The sequence below is a fragment of the Paenibacillus yonginensis genome (assembly GCF_001685395.1).
GTDB lineage: Bacteria > Bacillota > Bacilli > Paenibacillales > Paenibacillaceae > Fontibacillus > Fontibacillus yonginensis.
Genome location: NZ_CP014167.1, coordinates 1,091,203 through 1,107,263, shown reverse-complemented (window position 1 = coordinate 1,107,263; position 16,061 = coordinate 1,091,203). Strand labels below are relative to the sequence as shown.

Genomic DNA, 16,061 nt, shown 5'->3' with positions numbered 1-16,061 from the left:
TCCAAAATGTGTATATATTTTTTGCTTTAAAAAAAGGGTAGTGAAAGGTTTTTCGCACCTACCAACCACCCTTTTTCATTTAATTTATCGGTTTATAGGCGAAGCCAAGATTAAGCAGTTGTTTGCTCGCCTTGATGAGCTTCGATTACGGCATCTGCCATTTTGCCAGTCAGCAATTTAACGGCACGGATAGCGTCGTCATTGCCTGGAATTACATAATCGATTTCGTCCGGATCGCAGTTTGTATCTACGATACCTACGATTGGGATACCCAATTTACGAGCTTCCGCAACTGCGATACGCTCTTTACGAGGGTCGATTACGAACAAGGCGCTAGGCAGGCCTTTCATGTTCTTGATACCGCCGAGGAATTTCTCAAGACGATCTTTCTCTTTGCGGAGAATGATGACTTCTTTCTTAGGCAGTACTGCAAAAGTGCCGTCCTCTTCCCATTTCTCCAAAGTTTTCAAACGATCGATACGTTTTTGAATTGTGGAGAAGTTAGTCAGAGTACCGCCGAGCCAACGTTGGTTAATGTAGTATTGACCAGCGCGTTCAGCTTCTTCTTTAACGGAATCTTGTGCTTGTTTCTTAGTGCCGACGAACAGGATTGTACCGTTCTCTTCAGCAATGCTTTTCACAAAGTTGTAAGCTTCCTCAACTTTTTTGACCGTTTTTTGCAGGTCAATGATATAAATACCGTTTCTTTCAGTGAAGATATAACGATCCATTTTCGGGTTCCAACGACGAGTTTGGTGACCGAAATGAACACCTGCTTCAAGCAGTTGTTTCATGGAGATTACTGCCATCTTCACACACCTCCTAATTGGTTTTATTTGATGCCCCTCCGGCGACTTCATTTCCCGCCAAGACTCTCCAGACGGTTCTGAAAAGCACCCTTAACGGAATCTGTCCACCGTGTGTTTTAACACCATCAATTAATATATCATAACAATATAGGCGTTGCAACAAAATCCAACAAAATGATCTGAAAACCTCAGGGATCATTTCTTTTTAGTGATTTTGTTGGTGATGCTTTTAAAGGATTCTCCTTTGGTAAACGTAAAGGTGCCGGTTTGGATTATGCGGGTCGCATTCCATTTTTTAGCCAGCTGCACAAAAGCCTCTTTATCCGTAATTACTCCGGCTGATTTCAGCCTGTCAGCCACCTGGCTAAGCGTGCTACCGGCCGGAATGCGGATATCCACCATCTCTGCAGGCGCCGGAGAAGGTGCGGGAGCTTCAGCCTTGGAAGGAGTAGAAGGTTCAGCAGGAGTAGACGGTTCGGAAGGTTCTTCAGGCGAACTAGGACTTGGAGGAGCCGACGCAGTCGTCCCTGCAGGTTCGCCGTTCTCCCGTTCTTTCCATTCCTGTTCGCTGTATACCTGTTCACTGCTGTCATAAACCTTAAGCCCTAGAGCTTTGGCCGCATTCCGAACTTCTTCTTCCGTATTCAGCATTTGCGGCTGTGTTTGGGCAACGTTCATTAACTGCAGCAGCAGGGCACCGATAATCAGTCCAGCTCCTAACCCAAATAAAAAATGACGATTACGCATCATAGAGAGGACTCCTCTCTTTTGGCGAGCTGCAGAATCAACTGGACTTCGCCGCGCGCCATTCCTGTTGCTTTCGCCACCGTGTCAATGGATTTCCCTTGATCATACAGGTCAAACAATTCAGGATAACGCTCCCGGACGGTTGGCTGCGGCGGCTGTGTTTCGGCAGGCTGCTCAATAGCTTGCGGTTCGGGCTGAGGAACGATGCCGGCTGCAGGCTTAAGACCCTCGGCAACGTTTCTGCCCCCGCTTGTACCCGCGACTCCTGCAGCCGATTTCTCCAGCTGCTCCAAACGCGTTTCAAGCACCAGATGCTGGCGTTCATAGTTTTGCAGCCTTTGGCGAAGTTCCACAATCTGTTCCTGCTGGGACAGCTGTTTGGAGAGCGTCTCCTGCTTCATGTCGGCGATCAGGCTAATAATTTCCTCATTATCCCGCTCCATTTCCGCCATATACTGCTCCAGCGTTTCTTCCACATCAGCAGCTTGTCCGCCCACCGCGGTTGGCTGCTTCCTGATTTTGGGCTGCATCCATCCGTACAGGATCGCTGCAGCCCCTAACAAAACAATATAAACCCAAGGGCTCCAAGACAATATTCTCACCTTTGTATTTCAAATTAGAAAGAGAAATCAATATGTTTTCCCTTGTAAGGATGCTCTGCCAAATGCGGCTCAGGCTGCTGGCCCTGTTTCTCTTCGACCCGGTTCCGGCTGGTCTGACGTTCATCACGGTCAGCAGAATCCGAGCTTTCGCGTTCCCGCCGCTCGGATTTGGCAGAATCGTCAACCTCACTGCTTCTTGTTCTCTGCAGCTCGCTGTCTTTTACATTCTGAGCGGCCAGCTGCTGCTGATCAACCGTCGGCCTGAACTGCTGCTCCTGCTGAATCCGGCCCGCTTCGCTAGTCCGCGGTACTGCAATTTGCAATTCTACCGGTTTTAAATCCATCACTTTCACCCCAAAAAGAGAAGTTTAGATTTTGGAGCTGCAACGCTTACAAAGTTAGGTACATAGAAAGATTGCAAATTGAAATTAAACACCCTAAATATTAGCCGTCATACTAATATCGCCGTCACTATACGAAAAACTCATATTTGTGATCGGATCTTTGATAAATTTGGTATATCTTCCGATTACGATTTTCGAGCCGCCATAAATCGTTTTGATTACCTTCACTTTAGCTTTGCCGGTATCCTCAAGCGTCTTCTCGATGTCAAGAATACGTTCCTTGAGTTCGGATTGTTCTCTCATAGAGGACTTTTTGGATAAAATCAGCTTTGAACGCATCGCCAATTTATCATTGGTAAGTTTTCCTTGCGAGGCCAGCTGATCAAGCAGCACCAGAGCTTTTTCGGTTTTGTCCAGCGATGCGGTCAGTTCTTTCAGCTGCTCGCGCAGCTGGGACAATTCATTCCGAAGCTCCGGAAGCACACCTACTTCAATCACCGTATTAGTAGACATAGGATTGCCGATGGTTCTGGCTTCTACCGTTTCTCCCGCCTGTATATGTCCGCCGACAATCAAACCTTTTGCGCCGCTGCAGTGCACGCCTGTTCCGGCTCTTACATTCGAATGCATGATGCTTTGCGACACCACCACATTTTCTCCGGCCTCCACGTTGCCGTCCTGAATAAACGAGCTTTTTACATGGTGACCTGCTTTGACCAGACCTTTGTGGTAGCCGATAATGCCGCCGGCAATCTCAATCGATCCCCCGGCCTCCAGCTCGGCGCCTTCGACGCCTCCCGTAACCCGGATATCTCCGGAGGCTACGATTTTAAATCCGGTCAGCACATTTCCGCGGACAACCACCGTTCCCACGAAATTAATATTGCCGATGCTGTAATCCACGTCTCCATTAATTTCATAAACGGGGAAAACGTTGATTTTTCCTTTGTCAGTCAAAGTAACAAGCCCGTCGATCGCTGCATACATGGCTTCTTCTTCTCCGGTAACAACGACATTTTTGCCAACTTTAAAACGAGCCTCCTTACCGGGTTTAAAAGGAACTTCCTGTCCGGTAACATCCATTCCCGGCCTGCCTGGCAGCGAGGATACACGCGTAGCAATAAGCTGGCCCCGGGTCACGTTGTTAAGCCGAGTGACTTCCTTGTAATCCACTTTGCCATCCTCTGTCTCCAAAGGACGGAGACCTTTGCTGTCCAGATCGAAGGCATATTGAATTCTCCCGTCCACTCCGTCCTGGGGGGCCTCACCAAAAGCAATAGGGGTACGGCTGCGAGAATAGTCCTCCGGATTGCGCACAATCCGCTGGACATTTTCTAGTTGTATTCCAAAATGGATGCCATTAGCTTTAATGAATGCTAGGAGTTGATCTTCGCTGATATTCGTCTCGCTGCTCGTGTCGAATAATTCCAGATAAGCATTCATCTTATCATCGGAAATGGTTATATTTACCAACTTTTCCAGATCCGCAAGCTCCTTCATTACCCATTCCCCCTCTCAATGACTCTCGATACGTGAATTTAATCCTCCTGCATCAACAAATTTCTGCTTTTCTCCAGAGTAGCCCGAAGCCGCAAAATCGCTTTCGAATGAAGCTGTGAAATCCGAGAAGGAGACAGGGACATGACTTCGGCAATTTCACTCAGGGAAAGGTCCTCATAATATAATAAAGAGACAACGGTACGTTCTTTCTCCGTCAGCTTCTCGATTCCTTTAGTTAATGATTCCTGTAAAAAAAATTCGCGTACTTTATGATCCGGATTCTTGGCTTTATCGTCGATCAGCATCGACATCCGGGTTTCAGATTCTTCCTCGCGAATGGGATCCTCCAAGGAGCAAAGCGTCATAACCGCTACATCCTGGAGCATTTGCTGAAATTCCCGCTCAGAAACTTCCAGGTACTGGCTCATTTCCTCATCGGTGACGCTCCGCAAATATTTCTGTTCCAGCTTTTGATAACCTTCTTCAATTCTTTTGGCTTTCTCTCTGACCGAACGTGGAACCCAGTCTCCTTGACGGAGACCGTCCAAAATGGCTCCTCTGACTCTCCATGAAGCATAAGTTTCAAACTGGAGGCCTCTCTTATAATCAAACTTTTCAATAGCATCCATAAGTCCCATAACTCCGTTGCTGAACAGGTCATCCTTGGAAATATTCCTCGGAAGACCAACAGCCAAACGGCCGGATACATAATCTACGATATTTAAATACTTTTCTATCAGTTCTTTCTTCGCTTCTAGATCGCCATTTTCCTTCCATCTCTCCCACAAATCGGCGTAGCCGAGAGGAGAATTTTTGCGTTCGCTCACTTAATTTCACCCTCTCTAGTCTTCTGTCAGGTGACGGACAGCTTTGGCCAACTCTTCAGGATCCCGATCAGCCGTTTTAACCAGACGCGGAGGTTTCAGAGGCTCAAACGCCGCCGTTCCCTGGCTGTTCTCGGATGCCTTGGTTCCAGAGGGTTTCAGCATGTCGTTTATAGCTTCCTGCTCGTCCGGTGTAGTCAAATCTACTCGGAGTCCTTTTTCTGCCTCTTCACTTCCGGATGCCCTTTCTTCCAAGGAAACGGGGTCTGCTTTGGACAGACCCAACATCCAGCGAATGGCGAAAGCCAGAAGGAACCATATTACGAAAGCAATAAGGCTCCGTATCAATGAAGTGATGAATAAGTTATGAGATGAAGAAACGAGAAACGTTAGTATCAAACCAACGCCGCCAAACAACCAGTTAAAAAGCATTTTTCCTGCCATAACTACAATTCCTTTATCCCCATTTGTACACTGCGTATAAATAATATACCCGTTTGACAGTCGAGCTCTATAGTTCGTCCAAAATTCCCGCCGGTATCCTCTCCGAGAAGCGGTATTCCAAGCCCGTCCAGGCATGCCTTGCAGGATTCCACATTCCGCGGACCAATGCGCATCGTATCATTTCCGCCTGCAAAAGCAAACATTTGCGCACCTCCCGCCATTTTGGCGACGAGGCGCCGGGCCGAAGCTCCCATCTGCAGAAGCTGCTGGTACAGGGCCGGAATGGCAGTGTCCGCATATTTCGCCAGGTTCAGGGAACCCTCTTTGGCGATATCCGACGAAGGAAGCATAACATGAGCCAGCCCCGCCAGATGCAGCTCCGGATCAAATAACGTGAGGCCGACACAGGAACCCAGCCCGGTGGTCCGGATCAAACCATGCGACCGGATGGTTCCCATCTCAGCCATTCCGACTTTAACGATAGGCTGCTCTTCAATCATGTTCCGACGGTACTCCTAAAGCAGAAAAAATTTGGTCGAATGATTCAGGATCCGGTATAAGGAAAAACTGTCCCTCCACTTCGTGCTGTCCTTCAATGAAGGTAGTATCAATCAACAACGCGTCATTGCCCATCTGACCAAATTGAAGCAAGCCATAGCTCAGAATTGCGCCAGCCATATCCGTCGCAACCGCAGGAACGGTAGGGCTCATGCTCAGCTTCGTAAAGTCAGCCAGAGAAGACAGATAAGAGCCGGCCAGAATATTGCCGATCTCGGAGATAGCTGACCACTCCATCTCTGAGAACCCATCGTCCTCCGAAATTTCAATTGCAGCAAGCCGGTGCAGCAGTTTCTTGGCCGCCTCCGGAGTCAGGATAAAAAACAGATTGCCGGGGGCCTCGCCCTCAACCCGGAAAAAGACGGCCAGGACGATATTTTCAGCCCCGCCCACTTTGTCCGCGATCGCGTCAAACGGGAGCATTTGCACTTTCGGCACAGCCATATCAATCGGTTTGTCCAGCAGACGTGAAAGGGCGGTAGCGGCGTTGCCCGCGCCGATATTACCGACTTCCTTCAGCACGTCCATTTTAAAATCGGCAAAACCTTTAAACAAATCTTTCAATCTTTAAGCCTCGAGGCCTTCGAGCTGAATAATTTCGCTTTTGTTCAACACTTCGGACAGGTTCAGCATGATCAACAGACGATCATCCGAAATACGGGCAACTCCGTCCAGATATTTCGCCTTGACTCCGCCAACCACTTCCGGCGGCGTATCAATAACGTCTGTATCCAGATCAATAACATCGTTCGCCGAATCTACGATAAAGCCGACCTGCATCTCTTCTACATTTACAATGACAATACGTGTTTGGTCGGTTGCCTCGGTTTCAGGCAGTCCAAAACGACCGCGCAGATCAATAACAGGAATCACCACGCCGCGCAGATTTACTACCCCTTTTACAAACGAATAGGTTTTAGGCACACGCGTAATCGGCAGCATCCGCTCAATTGTTTCTACCTTGTCCACATCAATTCCGTACTCTTCTGAACCCAGTTTAAATACAATTACTTTCAATTCCTGTCCCATGATTAATTCCTCCTCATCTTATCCTTCAAATGCTGCATTTCAACAATTCCTGCTACTTGATAAAAGCGTTCGGATCAATGATCAAAGCGACCTGACCGTCACCGAGAATCGTTCCGCCGGCAACGCCTTCAACCGCAGGCAGGTATTTCCCCAAGTTCTTGATGACAATTTCACTTTGGCCGATAAACTCTTCGACCGTCAAAGCGGCAACACGATCCCCTTTGCGGATGACAACAATTTCGCTTTCTTCTTCGTTCTCTTCGTCAAATCCAGGAATATCGAAAATCTGTTTCAAAGACATAATCGGAATATTGGAATTCCGGTAAGGAATCATCTTGTAGCCATGAACTTCGCGGATTTGCGAACGTTTGATCAAACCCGTCTCCACGATCGAAGACAGCGGAATCGCATACTTCTCGTCTCCTGTCTTGATCAGCATAGCCGCAATGATCGACAAGGTCAGCGGAAGCTGCACGGAGAATTTGGAGCCTTGTCCAAGCGTCGACGTAACCAGCACGGTGCCGCCCAAAGACTCGATCTTGGATTTTACGACATCCAGGCCGACCCCGCGTCCGGAAATATCGGAAATTTTCTCGGCTGTACTAAAACCCGGTGCGAACAGCAGCAGCGCCACTTCATCATCGCTCATCGCGTCAGCTTGTTCTTTTGTCAGGATGCCGTTCTTAATGGCTTTGGCGGCTACGCGCTCCCGGTCAATGCCATGTCCATCGTCGGTGATTTCAATAAAGACATGGTTGCCGCTGTGGAAAGCCTTCAGCTGGATCGTGCCGGTGTCCGGTTTGCCGGCTGCCACACGTTCTTCAATGGTTTCTACCCCATGGTCAACCGCATTTCGTAGCAAATGGACCAGCGGATCACCGATTTCATCAATAACCGTACGGTCCAGCTCGGTTTCTGCTCCCGTAATGACCAGATCGATTTTTTTGTTCAGCGATTTGGCCAGGTCACGGACCATACGCGGGAACCGGTTAAATACCGTATCCACCGGAACCATGCGCAGTTTCAAAACAACGTTTTGCAAATCTCCGCTGACCCGTGTCATATGCTCAACCGTTTCTGTCAAGTCATTGCGTTTGATTTCTCCCGCCAGCTGCTCCAGCCGAACGCGGTCAATCAGAAGTTCGCTGAACAGGTTCATCAGTACATCCAGACGTTCAATATCAACCCGGATGGTTCGAGAAGGCGCTGGCGTTCCGCCCGCTGCCGGTTTCCTCGCCGGGGCCTCTTTAGAAGACTGGGCAGGTGCCGCCGCAGGTTTCGAAACCACAGCCGGCTCCGCTGCTTGCGGTGCTGCTGGCGCTTCAGGTGCTTCTACTGCTGCTGCTGCCTGGCTGCTTGCCGAAGAGACCAGCTGGGCCAAGGATTCCTTGTCCAAAGGAGTTACAACAGCAGAGCCGATCTCCGAAACATTCATGATCATGTTTTCGAGGTCAGCCGCTTCCTTCTGGGTTATGTAATACAAGGAGAAGCTTTTATCAAACTTTTCTTGCTCAATGTCCTGTACCGTCGGATAAGATTTAACTACTTCCCCGAAACGTTCCAGAAGATCAAACACCATATATGCACGTACTGCTTTCAATTGACAATCTTCACGAATCGTTACTTCGATGTAATGAGCTTTATGGCCTTCACCCATGGACTGCTCCAATATCGACTGCTGGAACTCGTCAAGCTCAAGTGCTGCTTTCATCGTGCTATCTGCGGACGAAACGCCAGCCGGACTTGCCGCCGCAGCCTCTCCCGGCTTCTCTCCGCGGACAATCGCCTGGAGATTGCTGACAATGGAAGTCACATCGGCTTTGCCTTCGCCGCCTTCCATAATGTCCTGTACCATCGATTGCAGGGCATCCAAGCTCTTAAACAAGGTGTCAAAAATAAAATCCTGCATCTTCAGCTTGTCGTTGCGGACCAAGTCCAGGACATTCTCCATTTGGTGCGTCAGGGACGCCAAATCTTCGAAACCCATTGTCGCCGCCATGCCTTTAAGGGTATGGGCTGATCGGAAAATAACCTGAACGATTGAAATGTCTTCCGGGTTGTTCTCAAGCTCGAGCATGTTTTCGTTTAGGGACTGCAAGTGATCATTCGACTCATCAATAAACATGGATAAATACTGATTCATGTCCATAGCGAGCACCTCCTCAAGGGATCAGTTGTTATTTCACGATTTGAACCAATTTTTGTGCAATATCTTGAAGCGGCAGCACCGAAGTGACGCAGCCGAGTTCAACAGCAGAACGGGGCATCCCGTAAACGACGCAGGTTTCTTCACTTTCTGCAATCGTTGAGGTTACTCCTTTGTCATAAAGCAGTTTCATCGATTTGGCTCCATCACTGCCCATGCCCGTCATCAGCACCACATGTCTCTGCAGCACTCCGAGGGGCAGCAAGGATTCAAACAACACATCCACCGATGGGCGATGCCCGCTTCTCAGCTCATCATTGCCCAAAGCAATTCGGCAGACGCCGTCGTCGCCCAGCTTAACACGCGTATGTTTCCCGCCTGGCGCAATGTAGGCCGTGCCTTTCTCCAGCACCATTCCCTCTTCGGCCTCTACCACGGTAATCGGGCTGAGACTATTCAAGCGCTGGGCCAAAGATTTGGTAAAGTTCGGCGGCATGTGCTGGACAATCACGATTGGAGCCGGGAACTCTGCCGGTATGGATTCAAGCAGCACTTTAAGCGCTTTGGGTCCTCCTGTCGAGCAGCCGACCGCCACAATGTGCTGGTACCCTCCTGAGGAAACTGCCCTTCTTGGCATGTTTGCCCCCTTATCCGGAGCAGCCGCTGGCGCTGTCAAAGGTTCAAGATCCGGTACACTAGGTTTTGAGCGTTCCTTTGGCAAAACCTTTGGGAATTGGGCTGGTTTGACCGGCGCTTCCTTCCCTGGAGCCGGAGCGGTTCCTTTGGGTTTCGCCACAGCACGGCGATCAACTTTGGACTCAGCCATGCTGTTTGGTTCTGGAGCTTGACTTCGTCCTTTGCTTGTTGCGGCCGAGTTTTTAACTTTTCCGACGCTCTCTGCCGATAAACCGGGGAGCTGCTCAGATTTGGCTGATTTTGTGGTCTTTGCGGCAGATTCAATATGGGGTTGCGGAGGCACCTTCGGCTCCTCCGCCCGCTTTCGCAGCGCCTCTTCTCTGGCAAGGCGTCTTTCCCGGCTGGCCATTGCAGCTTGGATTTGCATGCGGAGCGCTTCCCCGATTTCGGCGATGCTCTGCGAATTGCCGGTGATGGAAGGTTTGCGGATAAAATCAAAAGCGCCAAGCTCCAACGCCATAATCGTTTCCCGCATCCCCTGTTCATTGATACCGGAAAGCATGATAACCGGAACCGGATGTTCATGCATAATGCTTTTCAGCGCTTCAAGACCGTTCATCTCCGGCATCTCGACATCCATAGTGACGAGGTCCGGGGACAGCTCCTTAATCAGCTTCACAGCTTCCAAACCGTTGGCTGCAGTCCGTTCCACCCAGAAAGCAGGGTCTTGTTCAATAAGATCGGTGATAATTTTACGCATAAAAGGCGAATCATCGACAACCAAGATCCGATAAGGTTTCATAAGTCCACCTCTGTTCTTGTAAGAATCATTTTGTACGCAGCCACTTGTGTAAAAAACCCTTGATTCCCGTCAAAGCGCCTTCCTGCCTAACTTCTTGTTTGTCTTCCGCAAAAGCTTGAGCTATCTGCCGGATATCCTTGGAAGCCGAGCAGTGTGGATAAGCTACCAGAAATGGAATTTGCCGTTTGACGGCGTTTACGACGTATGGCTCATCGTGAATATAGCCGAGCAAAGGAATGCTCAAATCCAGAAAACGCTCCGCGACCAGCGTAATTTTATCCGCTACAAACCGCGCTTCTTTTTCCCCTTCCGCCCGGTTGATGACCAGCCGGAATTTCACATCGGGACGAGTACTGCTGACCACCTTGATCAAAGCGTAGGCATCCGTTATCGAAGTAGGCTCGGGTGTCGTAACAACCAGGCATTCATCCGCAGCCGTGATAAAATTGAACGTTTCCTTGGATAAACCTGCTCCCGTATCAAACAGGATAAAATCCATTTCCCCGGCAATCGCCTCGATTTGAGAAGTGAAATACTCTAGATCCTGCTCCGATAAGGAAAACAAGTCGGCCAAACCCGAACCGCCAGCAATAAAAGGCAGCCCGTTTTGCCCGTATTCCACAATCTCTGAAATCTTCTTCTCGCCCTTGAGCAAATGATAGAGGCTATACCTGGGCCGTACACCCATCAAAACATCAATATTGGCCATGCCGATATCTGCGTCGAAGAGCAGCACCTTTTTGCCCAGAGCTTGCAGTCCTAAAGCCAGATTCAAAGTGAAGTTGGACTTGCCGACGCCACCTTTTCCACTGCTGACCGTAATGATTTTAGCGGATTTGGCCTGAACTTCAGGCCCATCCTGCTTCTCCCGCAGCGCCCGCGACTGAATCATGGCTCTTAAGGATTCTGCCTGATCACTCATACGCCTTCATCTCCCAGGAGCATATGGATCAACATTTCCTGGTCAACCGAAACGAGATCATCCGGCACGTTTTGGCCGTTGGTCAGGAAAAGCAGCTTCAGCGGATACTGGGATAACAGATTAAACATGCTGCCGCAACTCTCCGTTTCATCCAGCTTGGTGAAGATCACCTTGTCCAGACCGTATTTGGAGAAGTGCTCTGAAATTGTCTTCATATCCTTGGACTTCGAGGTCAGACTCAACACCAGACAGGTTTCGCTCTGTTCTTTCACCGCTAAGAGACTATGCAGTTCTGCTACATAAAGCTCGTTCAGATAATTTCTTCCGGCTGTATCCATAAAGATCAGATCGCAGTTCTCCAATCGGGCGGCCGCTCTCTTCATGTCGCCTGGCGACTGCACGACCTCAAGCGGAACATTCAGAATGGACGCATATGTCCTAAGCTGCTCTACGGCAGAAATCCGGTAAGTATCCGCCGTGATGAAACCGACTTTTTTCTGCTTGCGGAAAATTTGATCGGCAGCCATTTTGGCAATCGTCGTGGTTTTGCCGACGCCTGTCGGTCCCGCTACATATACCATTCTTGCCGTATCGGAAATCCCTTCGGATAACCGGGTTTCAAGAAAACGGCTGATTTCCCGACGAACCTTCTGTTTCAGCTCAAGCTCTCCTAAGCTTTCGCCCGAAGCCTCCCAGGCCTCATAAACCGGTTCGATCCAGCTTTCCGCCAACTCCGGTTCTACCTCCTGCGCTTTAAGGCGGTTCAGGAGCTGATCCAGCGGGCCCGGAAGGATGCGTTCATCACTTTGTTCCTTAGCCAGCTTGTTCATCATTGCTTTCATTTGCTGAATATCATTTAGCAGCAGCTTTCTGAACAAATCATCTGCAGCAGGACCGGAGGTTTCTTTCCCTTTAACCCTTGGCTGAGCCGTTAATGTTTCTAAAGGCGCAGCCAGCTCAGTCGGGAAGAAGCTAGCTCTTTCACCCTCCTGCTGCTCTTTTGTCCGCGGCCCGCTCGGACGCCGCTCATTCTGTACTTCCAGCCCAGCTTCCGGCAGCGCCTCCTCCAGCACGTTTTGGACTTGGATATTGCTTTGAGCTTGGGGCGTTTCTCCAGAAGCTGCCCCCGCTGCCAAATCCGCGGCCCGGCGGTATGCCTGCGCGCCTACCCGCCCCGAAGTAGAAGCTTGGCCGGCAGCTGTTTGCTGGGCAGCGGCTGAAGCGGCGGCCCTTGCCTCCCGTTCCCGTCCATTCGCTTGACGAACAGCGCCGGGCGGAGAGGAAGCCGCCATGCGGTTGGCCGGCTGTATGGGGTCAAGTTTCGCAGCAGGCGGATTGCTTCGCGGCAGGGATTCCGTCTCTTCCATCTCGTCAACCCCGGCGATCACTTCCAGCTTCACCTTGCCGAACATGCCAAGAAACCCGCCGACCTTGATTTTTTTGGTACTGAGGATAACGGCGTCTCCGCCTAAGTCCTTTCGGATTTTGAGCATGGCATCCGGCATGGTCTCTACGATATAACGTTTTACTCTCACAGGTTGACCACTCCCACACTTTGAATCTCTACATTAGGCTCCAGTTCGCTATAGGAGAGCACCGGAACATCCTGCAAAGTTCGTTCCATGACCTGCCTCAAGTACATCCGGATCGTCGGCGAAGTTAATACGATAGGCTGCTGGCCGGACTGGATCAGCCGGTTAATCTGCTCGTTCAGCTTCTGATAGACCGTCTGGGTCGACACCGGGTCAAGCGCAACATAGCTGCCCTGATCCGTCTGCTGAACGCTTTCGGCTATTTTCTTCTCCAAGGACGGCCCTACAGTGATCACCTGCATCGTTTCTCCCTGGTTCGTGAACTGCTGGGTAATTTGACGGGATAATGCCTGCCGGACATATTCCGTCAGCACATCGGGATCTTTCGTATACTGCCCGTAATCGGCAAGCGTTTCGAATATCGTTACCATATCGCGGATCGAAATTTTCTCCCGCAGCAGCTTTGCCAGCACCTTCTGCACGTCCCCAATAGACAGAACAGAAGGTATAAGATCGTCCACCAATACCGGGTAGTTCTCTCTGAGATTGTCGATAAGAGCTTTCGTTTCCTGACGGCCAAGCAGCTCATGGGCATGTTTCTTGATCGTCTCCGTCAAATGGGTCGCCACAACGGACGGCGGATCCACAACCGTATATCCCAACATTTCGGCCCGTTCTTTGGTAGGTTCGTCGATCCATAGGGCCGGAAGACCAAATGCCGGTTCTAAAGTATCAATCCCGGTAATCGAATCATCGTCAAATCCAGGACTCATCGCCAGGTAATGATTAAGTAATAATTCCCCGCGACCGACGGTATTCCCTTTAATTTTTATGACATATTCATTCGGTTTTAGTTGAATATTGTCGCGGATTCGGATCACGGGCACCACAAGTCCAAGTTCAAGCGCACATTGTCTGCGGATCATGATGATCCGGTCCAGCAGGTCTCCCCCTTGGGAAGTATCCGCCAAAGGAATCAGTCCATAACCGAACTCGAATTCGATCGGATCCACCTGCAGCAGGTTGATCACACTCTCCGGGCTCCGAACCTCTTCGATCTGCTGCTCTTCTTCCTGCTGTTCCTGCTCGATAGCCTTCTTGCTGAAATTGGTCTGCATCCGCCGCGCGGCAAAAGCAAGCAGTCCGGCCAGCGGAAGGGTAGCTATCGGTCCAATTGGCGTAAAGAGGCCGAGCAGCGCAATCATGACGGCAACGATATAAATCAGCTTGGGGAAAGCAAACAACTGGCCTGTAATATCGTCAGCCAAATTCCCCTCTGAGGATGCTCTAGTCACAATCAAACCCGCGGAGGTTGAAATCAGCAGCGCAGGGATCTGACTGACAAGACCGTCGCCAATCGTCAGCAGCGAATAAGTCGACAGCGCGTCGGAAAAGGCCATTCCGTGCATGACCATACCAATGATGAAACCGCCGATCAGGTTGATGAACAAAATAATAATCGAAGCGATGGCGTCGCCTTTTACGAATTTACTTGCCCCATCCATAGCTCCGTAGAAGTCAGCTTCACGTTCGATTTTGGAACGGCGCTCTTTCGCCTGCTGCTCGTTAATTAGCCCTGCGTTCAGATCGGCGTCAATACTCATCTGCTTGCCGGGCATAGCGTCCAAGGTGAATCTGGCGGCAACTTCCGCTACGCGCTCCGAGCCCCTTGTGATCACAATAAACTGAACCACAACCAGGATTAGAAACACTATGAATCCAATAACGGGCTGCCCGCTGGAAATCCAGCTGCCGAACGTGCGCACTACATGTCCTGCATCCGCTTGTCCCAAAATCAGTTTGGTCGTGGAGATGTTAAGGGCCAGCCGGAACATGGTTGTGATCAGCAGCAAGGAAGGGAAGATGGAAAACTGCAAAGCTTCCTTGGTATTCATGGCTACGAGCAAGATCATCATGGCTATGGATATATTTATGACCAGAAGAATGTCAAGCAGCGTCTTCGGGATCGGAAGAATCATCATCAGGACGATGCCAATGATTCCTACCAAAATCGAAATATCTTTAATTTTCATTTGTATCGCCTCCGATCCCTTTCTATCTCACTTTGCCTTTTAATTTATATACATAGGCCAGAACCTCGGCCACCGCCTGGAACAAATCCGCCGGAATCGAATCGCCGATTTCCGTCCTTTGAAACAGCGCGCGGGCGAGCGGCTTATTTTCCATCGTTATAATGCCGTGCTCCTTGGCTATTTCCTTAATTCGCAGAGCCACGTAATCCTGGCCTTTTGCGATCACCTGAGGAGCCTCCATTTCACTTCCGTCATATTTAAGCGCTACAGCAAAATGTGTAGGGTTCGTAATGATGACATCCGCTTTCGGAATTTCCTGCATCATGCGCTGCAGGGCCATTCTGCGCTGTCGTTCGCGGATTTTGCCTTTAATAAGCGGATCGCCTTCCATTTTCTTATATTCGTCTTTAATATCCTGTTTGCTCATCCGCAAGCTTTTGGCATGGGAATAACGCTGGTACATATAGTCGGCAAAAGCGAGCAGCAATAAAGCCGCACCAATTTTGATGCCAAGATCAACAGCAAGTTTGGCCGTATAATTAAAAGCAGCCTCTACGCTTACATTTCCAAGCTTGGAAATTTCATCTCTTGAGCCGGACAAGGTGATATAAACTACAACAAAGATGACCAGCAGCTTAAAAATCGATTTAAGCAGCTCGATAACACTTCTCATCGAAAAAATATTTTTGAACCCTTTGATCGGATCAATTTTGCTGAACTTCGGCTTAAGAGATTCTCCTGTCAGTAAAAAACCGACCTGGATGTAGTTAGCCAGGATGCCAACCACCATGACGACACCAAAGATCGGCGCAAGCATAAGCGCAACCTGGACCGCCAAATTGCCAAACATGGTCATCACGCTTTGCGAGGTCACATCGAAAGTAAGCCGGTTCAGGAAAAAATCCTTAAACAGATCGACCAAATGCTGTTTGTAATAACCGCCGAACATCAGCAGAGCAAAAAAGGAAGAAAGTAAAACCAACGCCGCTGAAACATCGTTGCTTTTGGCAACCTGCCCTTTTTTCCTTGCATCCTGCTTTTTCTTTGGCGTTGCTTTTTCCGTTTTCTCCCCTGCAAACAGCTGAAGATCAAGCGTATACCGGAGTGCCAAGGCCATTCCTTCCTTTCTCCTT

At 49.7% G+C, this 16,061-nt stretch carries 16 protein-coding genes; all 16 read right to left on the bottom strand.

Annotation, left to right across the window (positions count from 1 at the left end; translation table 11 throughout):
• Positions 1–110 precede the first annotated feature (110 nt).
• The 16 genes from rpsB to flhB all read right to left on the bottom strand — a co-directional run bounded on the left by rpsB (position 111) and on the right by flhB (position 16,045).
• The gene (gene rpsB / locus AWM70_RS05120; RefSeq protein ID WP_068694634.1) at positions 111–809 is read right to left on the bottom strand and encodes a 30S ribosomal protein S2; all 699 of its coding nucleotides are present in this window, start codon (positions 807–809) and stop codon (positions 111–113) included.
• A 195-nt stretch (positions 810–1,004) separates the two neighbouring features.
• Entirely contained in the window at positions 1,005–1,559 is a 555-nt protein-coding gene (locus AWM70_RS05115) for an endolytic transglycosylase MltG (protein ID WP_068694633.1), read from the bottom strand.
• A complete protein-coding gene (locus AWM70_RS05110; RefSeq protein ID WP_237167828.1) occupies positions 1,556–2,158 on the bottom strand; it encodes a hypothetical protein in 603 nt (200 codons plus the stop codon). The genes AWM70_RS05115 and AWM70_RS05110 overlap by 4 nt, the downstream gene beginning before the upstream one ends.
• 14 nt (positions 2,159–2,172) lie before the next feature.
• The gene (locus AWM70_RS05105; protein WP_068694632.1) at positions 2,173–2,502 is read right to left on the bottom strand and encodes a hypothetical protein; all 330 of its coding nucleotides are present in this window, start codon (positions 2,500–2,502) and stop codon (positions 2,173–2,175) included.
• A gap of 93 nt (positions 2,503–2,595) precedes the next feature.
• A complete protein-coding gene (locus AWM70_RS05100) occupies positions 2,596–4,002 on the bottom strand; it encodes a FapA family protein (RefSeq protein ID WP_068694631.1) in 1,407 nt (468 codons plus the stop codon).
• Between the two features lie 38 nt (positions 4,003–4,040).
• The gene (locus tag AWM70_RS05095) at positions 4,041–4,829 is read right to left on the bottom strand and encodes a FliA/WhiG family RNA polymerase sigma factor (protein WP_068694630.1); all 789 of its coding nucleotides are present in this window, start codon (positions 4,827–4,829) and stop codon (positions 4,041–4,043) included.
• 15 nt (positions 4,830–4,844) lie between these two features.
• Entirely contained in the window at positions 4,845–5,270 is a 426-nt protein-coding gene (locus AWM70_RS05090) for a hypothetical protein (RefSeq protein WP_068694629.1), read from the bottom strand.
• Between the two features lie 2 nt (positions 5,271–5,272).
• Positions 5,273–5,770 carry a chemotaxis protein CheD gene (locus tag AWM70_RS05085; protein ID WP_068694628.1) on the bottom strand — a complete coding sequence of 166 codons (498 nt, stop codon included), beginning with the start codon at positions 5,768–5,770 and terminating at the stop codon, positions 5,273–5,275.
• A complete protein-coding gene (locus AWM70_RS05080; protein WP_068700380.1) occupies positions 5,763–6,356 on the bottom strand; it encodes a chemotaxis protein CheC in 594 nt (197 codons plus the stop codon). The genes AWM70_RS05085 and AWM70_RS05080 overlap by 8 nt, the downstream gene beginning before the upstream one ends.
• A 39-nt stretch (positions 6,357–6,395) precedes the next feature.
• Positions 6,396–6,857, bottom strand: a complete 462-nt coding sequence (locus AWM70_RS05075) for a chemotaxis protein CheW (RefSeq protein ID WP_068694627.1) — start codon at positions 6,855–6,857, stop codon at positions 6,396–6,398.
• A 52-nt stretch (positions 6,858–6,909) separates the two neighbouring features.
• Positions 6,910–9,006, bottom strand: a complete 2,097-nt coding sequence (locus AWM70_RS05070) for a chemotaxis protein CheA (RefSeq protein ID WP_068694626.1) — start codon at positions 9,004–9,006, stop codon at positions 6,910–6,912.
• A gap of 28 nt (positions 9,007–9,034) precedes the next feature.
• Positions 9,035–10,441, bottom strand: a complete 1,407-nt coding sequence (locus tag AWM70_RS05065; protein WP_068694625.1) for a protein-glutamate methylesterase/protein-glutamine glutaminase — start codon at positions 10,439–10,441, stop codon at positions 9,035–9,037.
• A 25-nt stretch (positions 10,442–10,466) separates the two neighbouring features.
• Positions 10,467–11,363 (bottom strand): MinD/ParA family protein, encoded by an 897-nt coding sequence (locus tag AWM70_RS05060; protein ID WP_068694624.1) that lies wholly within the window; start codon positions 11,361–11,363, stop codon positions 10,467–10,469.
• Complete coding sequence (gene flhF / locus AWM70_RS05055; protein ID WP_068694623.1) at positions 11,360–12,898, bottom strand: flagellar biosynthesis GTPase FlhF; 1,539 nt, start codon at positions 12,896–12,898, stop codon at positions 11,360–11,362. The genes AWM70_RS05060 and flhF overlap by 4 nt, the downstream gene beginning before the upstream one ends.
• Positions 12,895–14,928 (bottom strand): flagellar biosynthesis protein FlhA, encoded by a 2,034-nt coding sequence (gene flhA, locus AWM70_RS05050; protein WP_068694622.1) that lies wholly within the window; start codon positions 14,926–14,928, stop codon positions 12,895–12,897. Before flhA ends, flhF begins: the two co-directional genes overlap by 4 nt.
• A gap of 22 nt (positions 14,929–14,950) precedes the next feature.
• Positions 14,951–16,045 (bottom strand): flagellar biosynthesis protein FlhB, encoded by a 1,095-nt coding sequence (flhB, locus tag AWM70_RS05045; protein WP_068694621.1) that lies wholly within the window; start codon positions 16,043–16,045, stop codon positions 14,951–14,953.
• Positions 16,046–16,061: the final 16 nt, after the last annotated feature.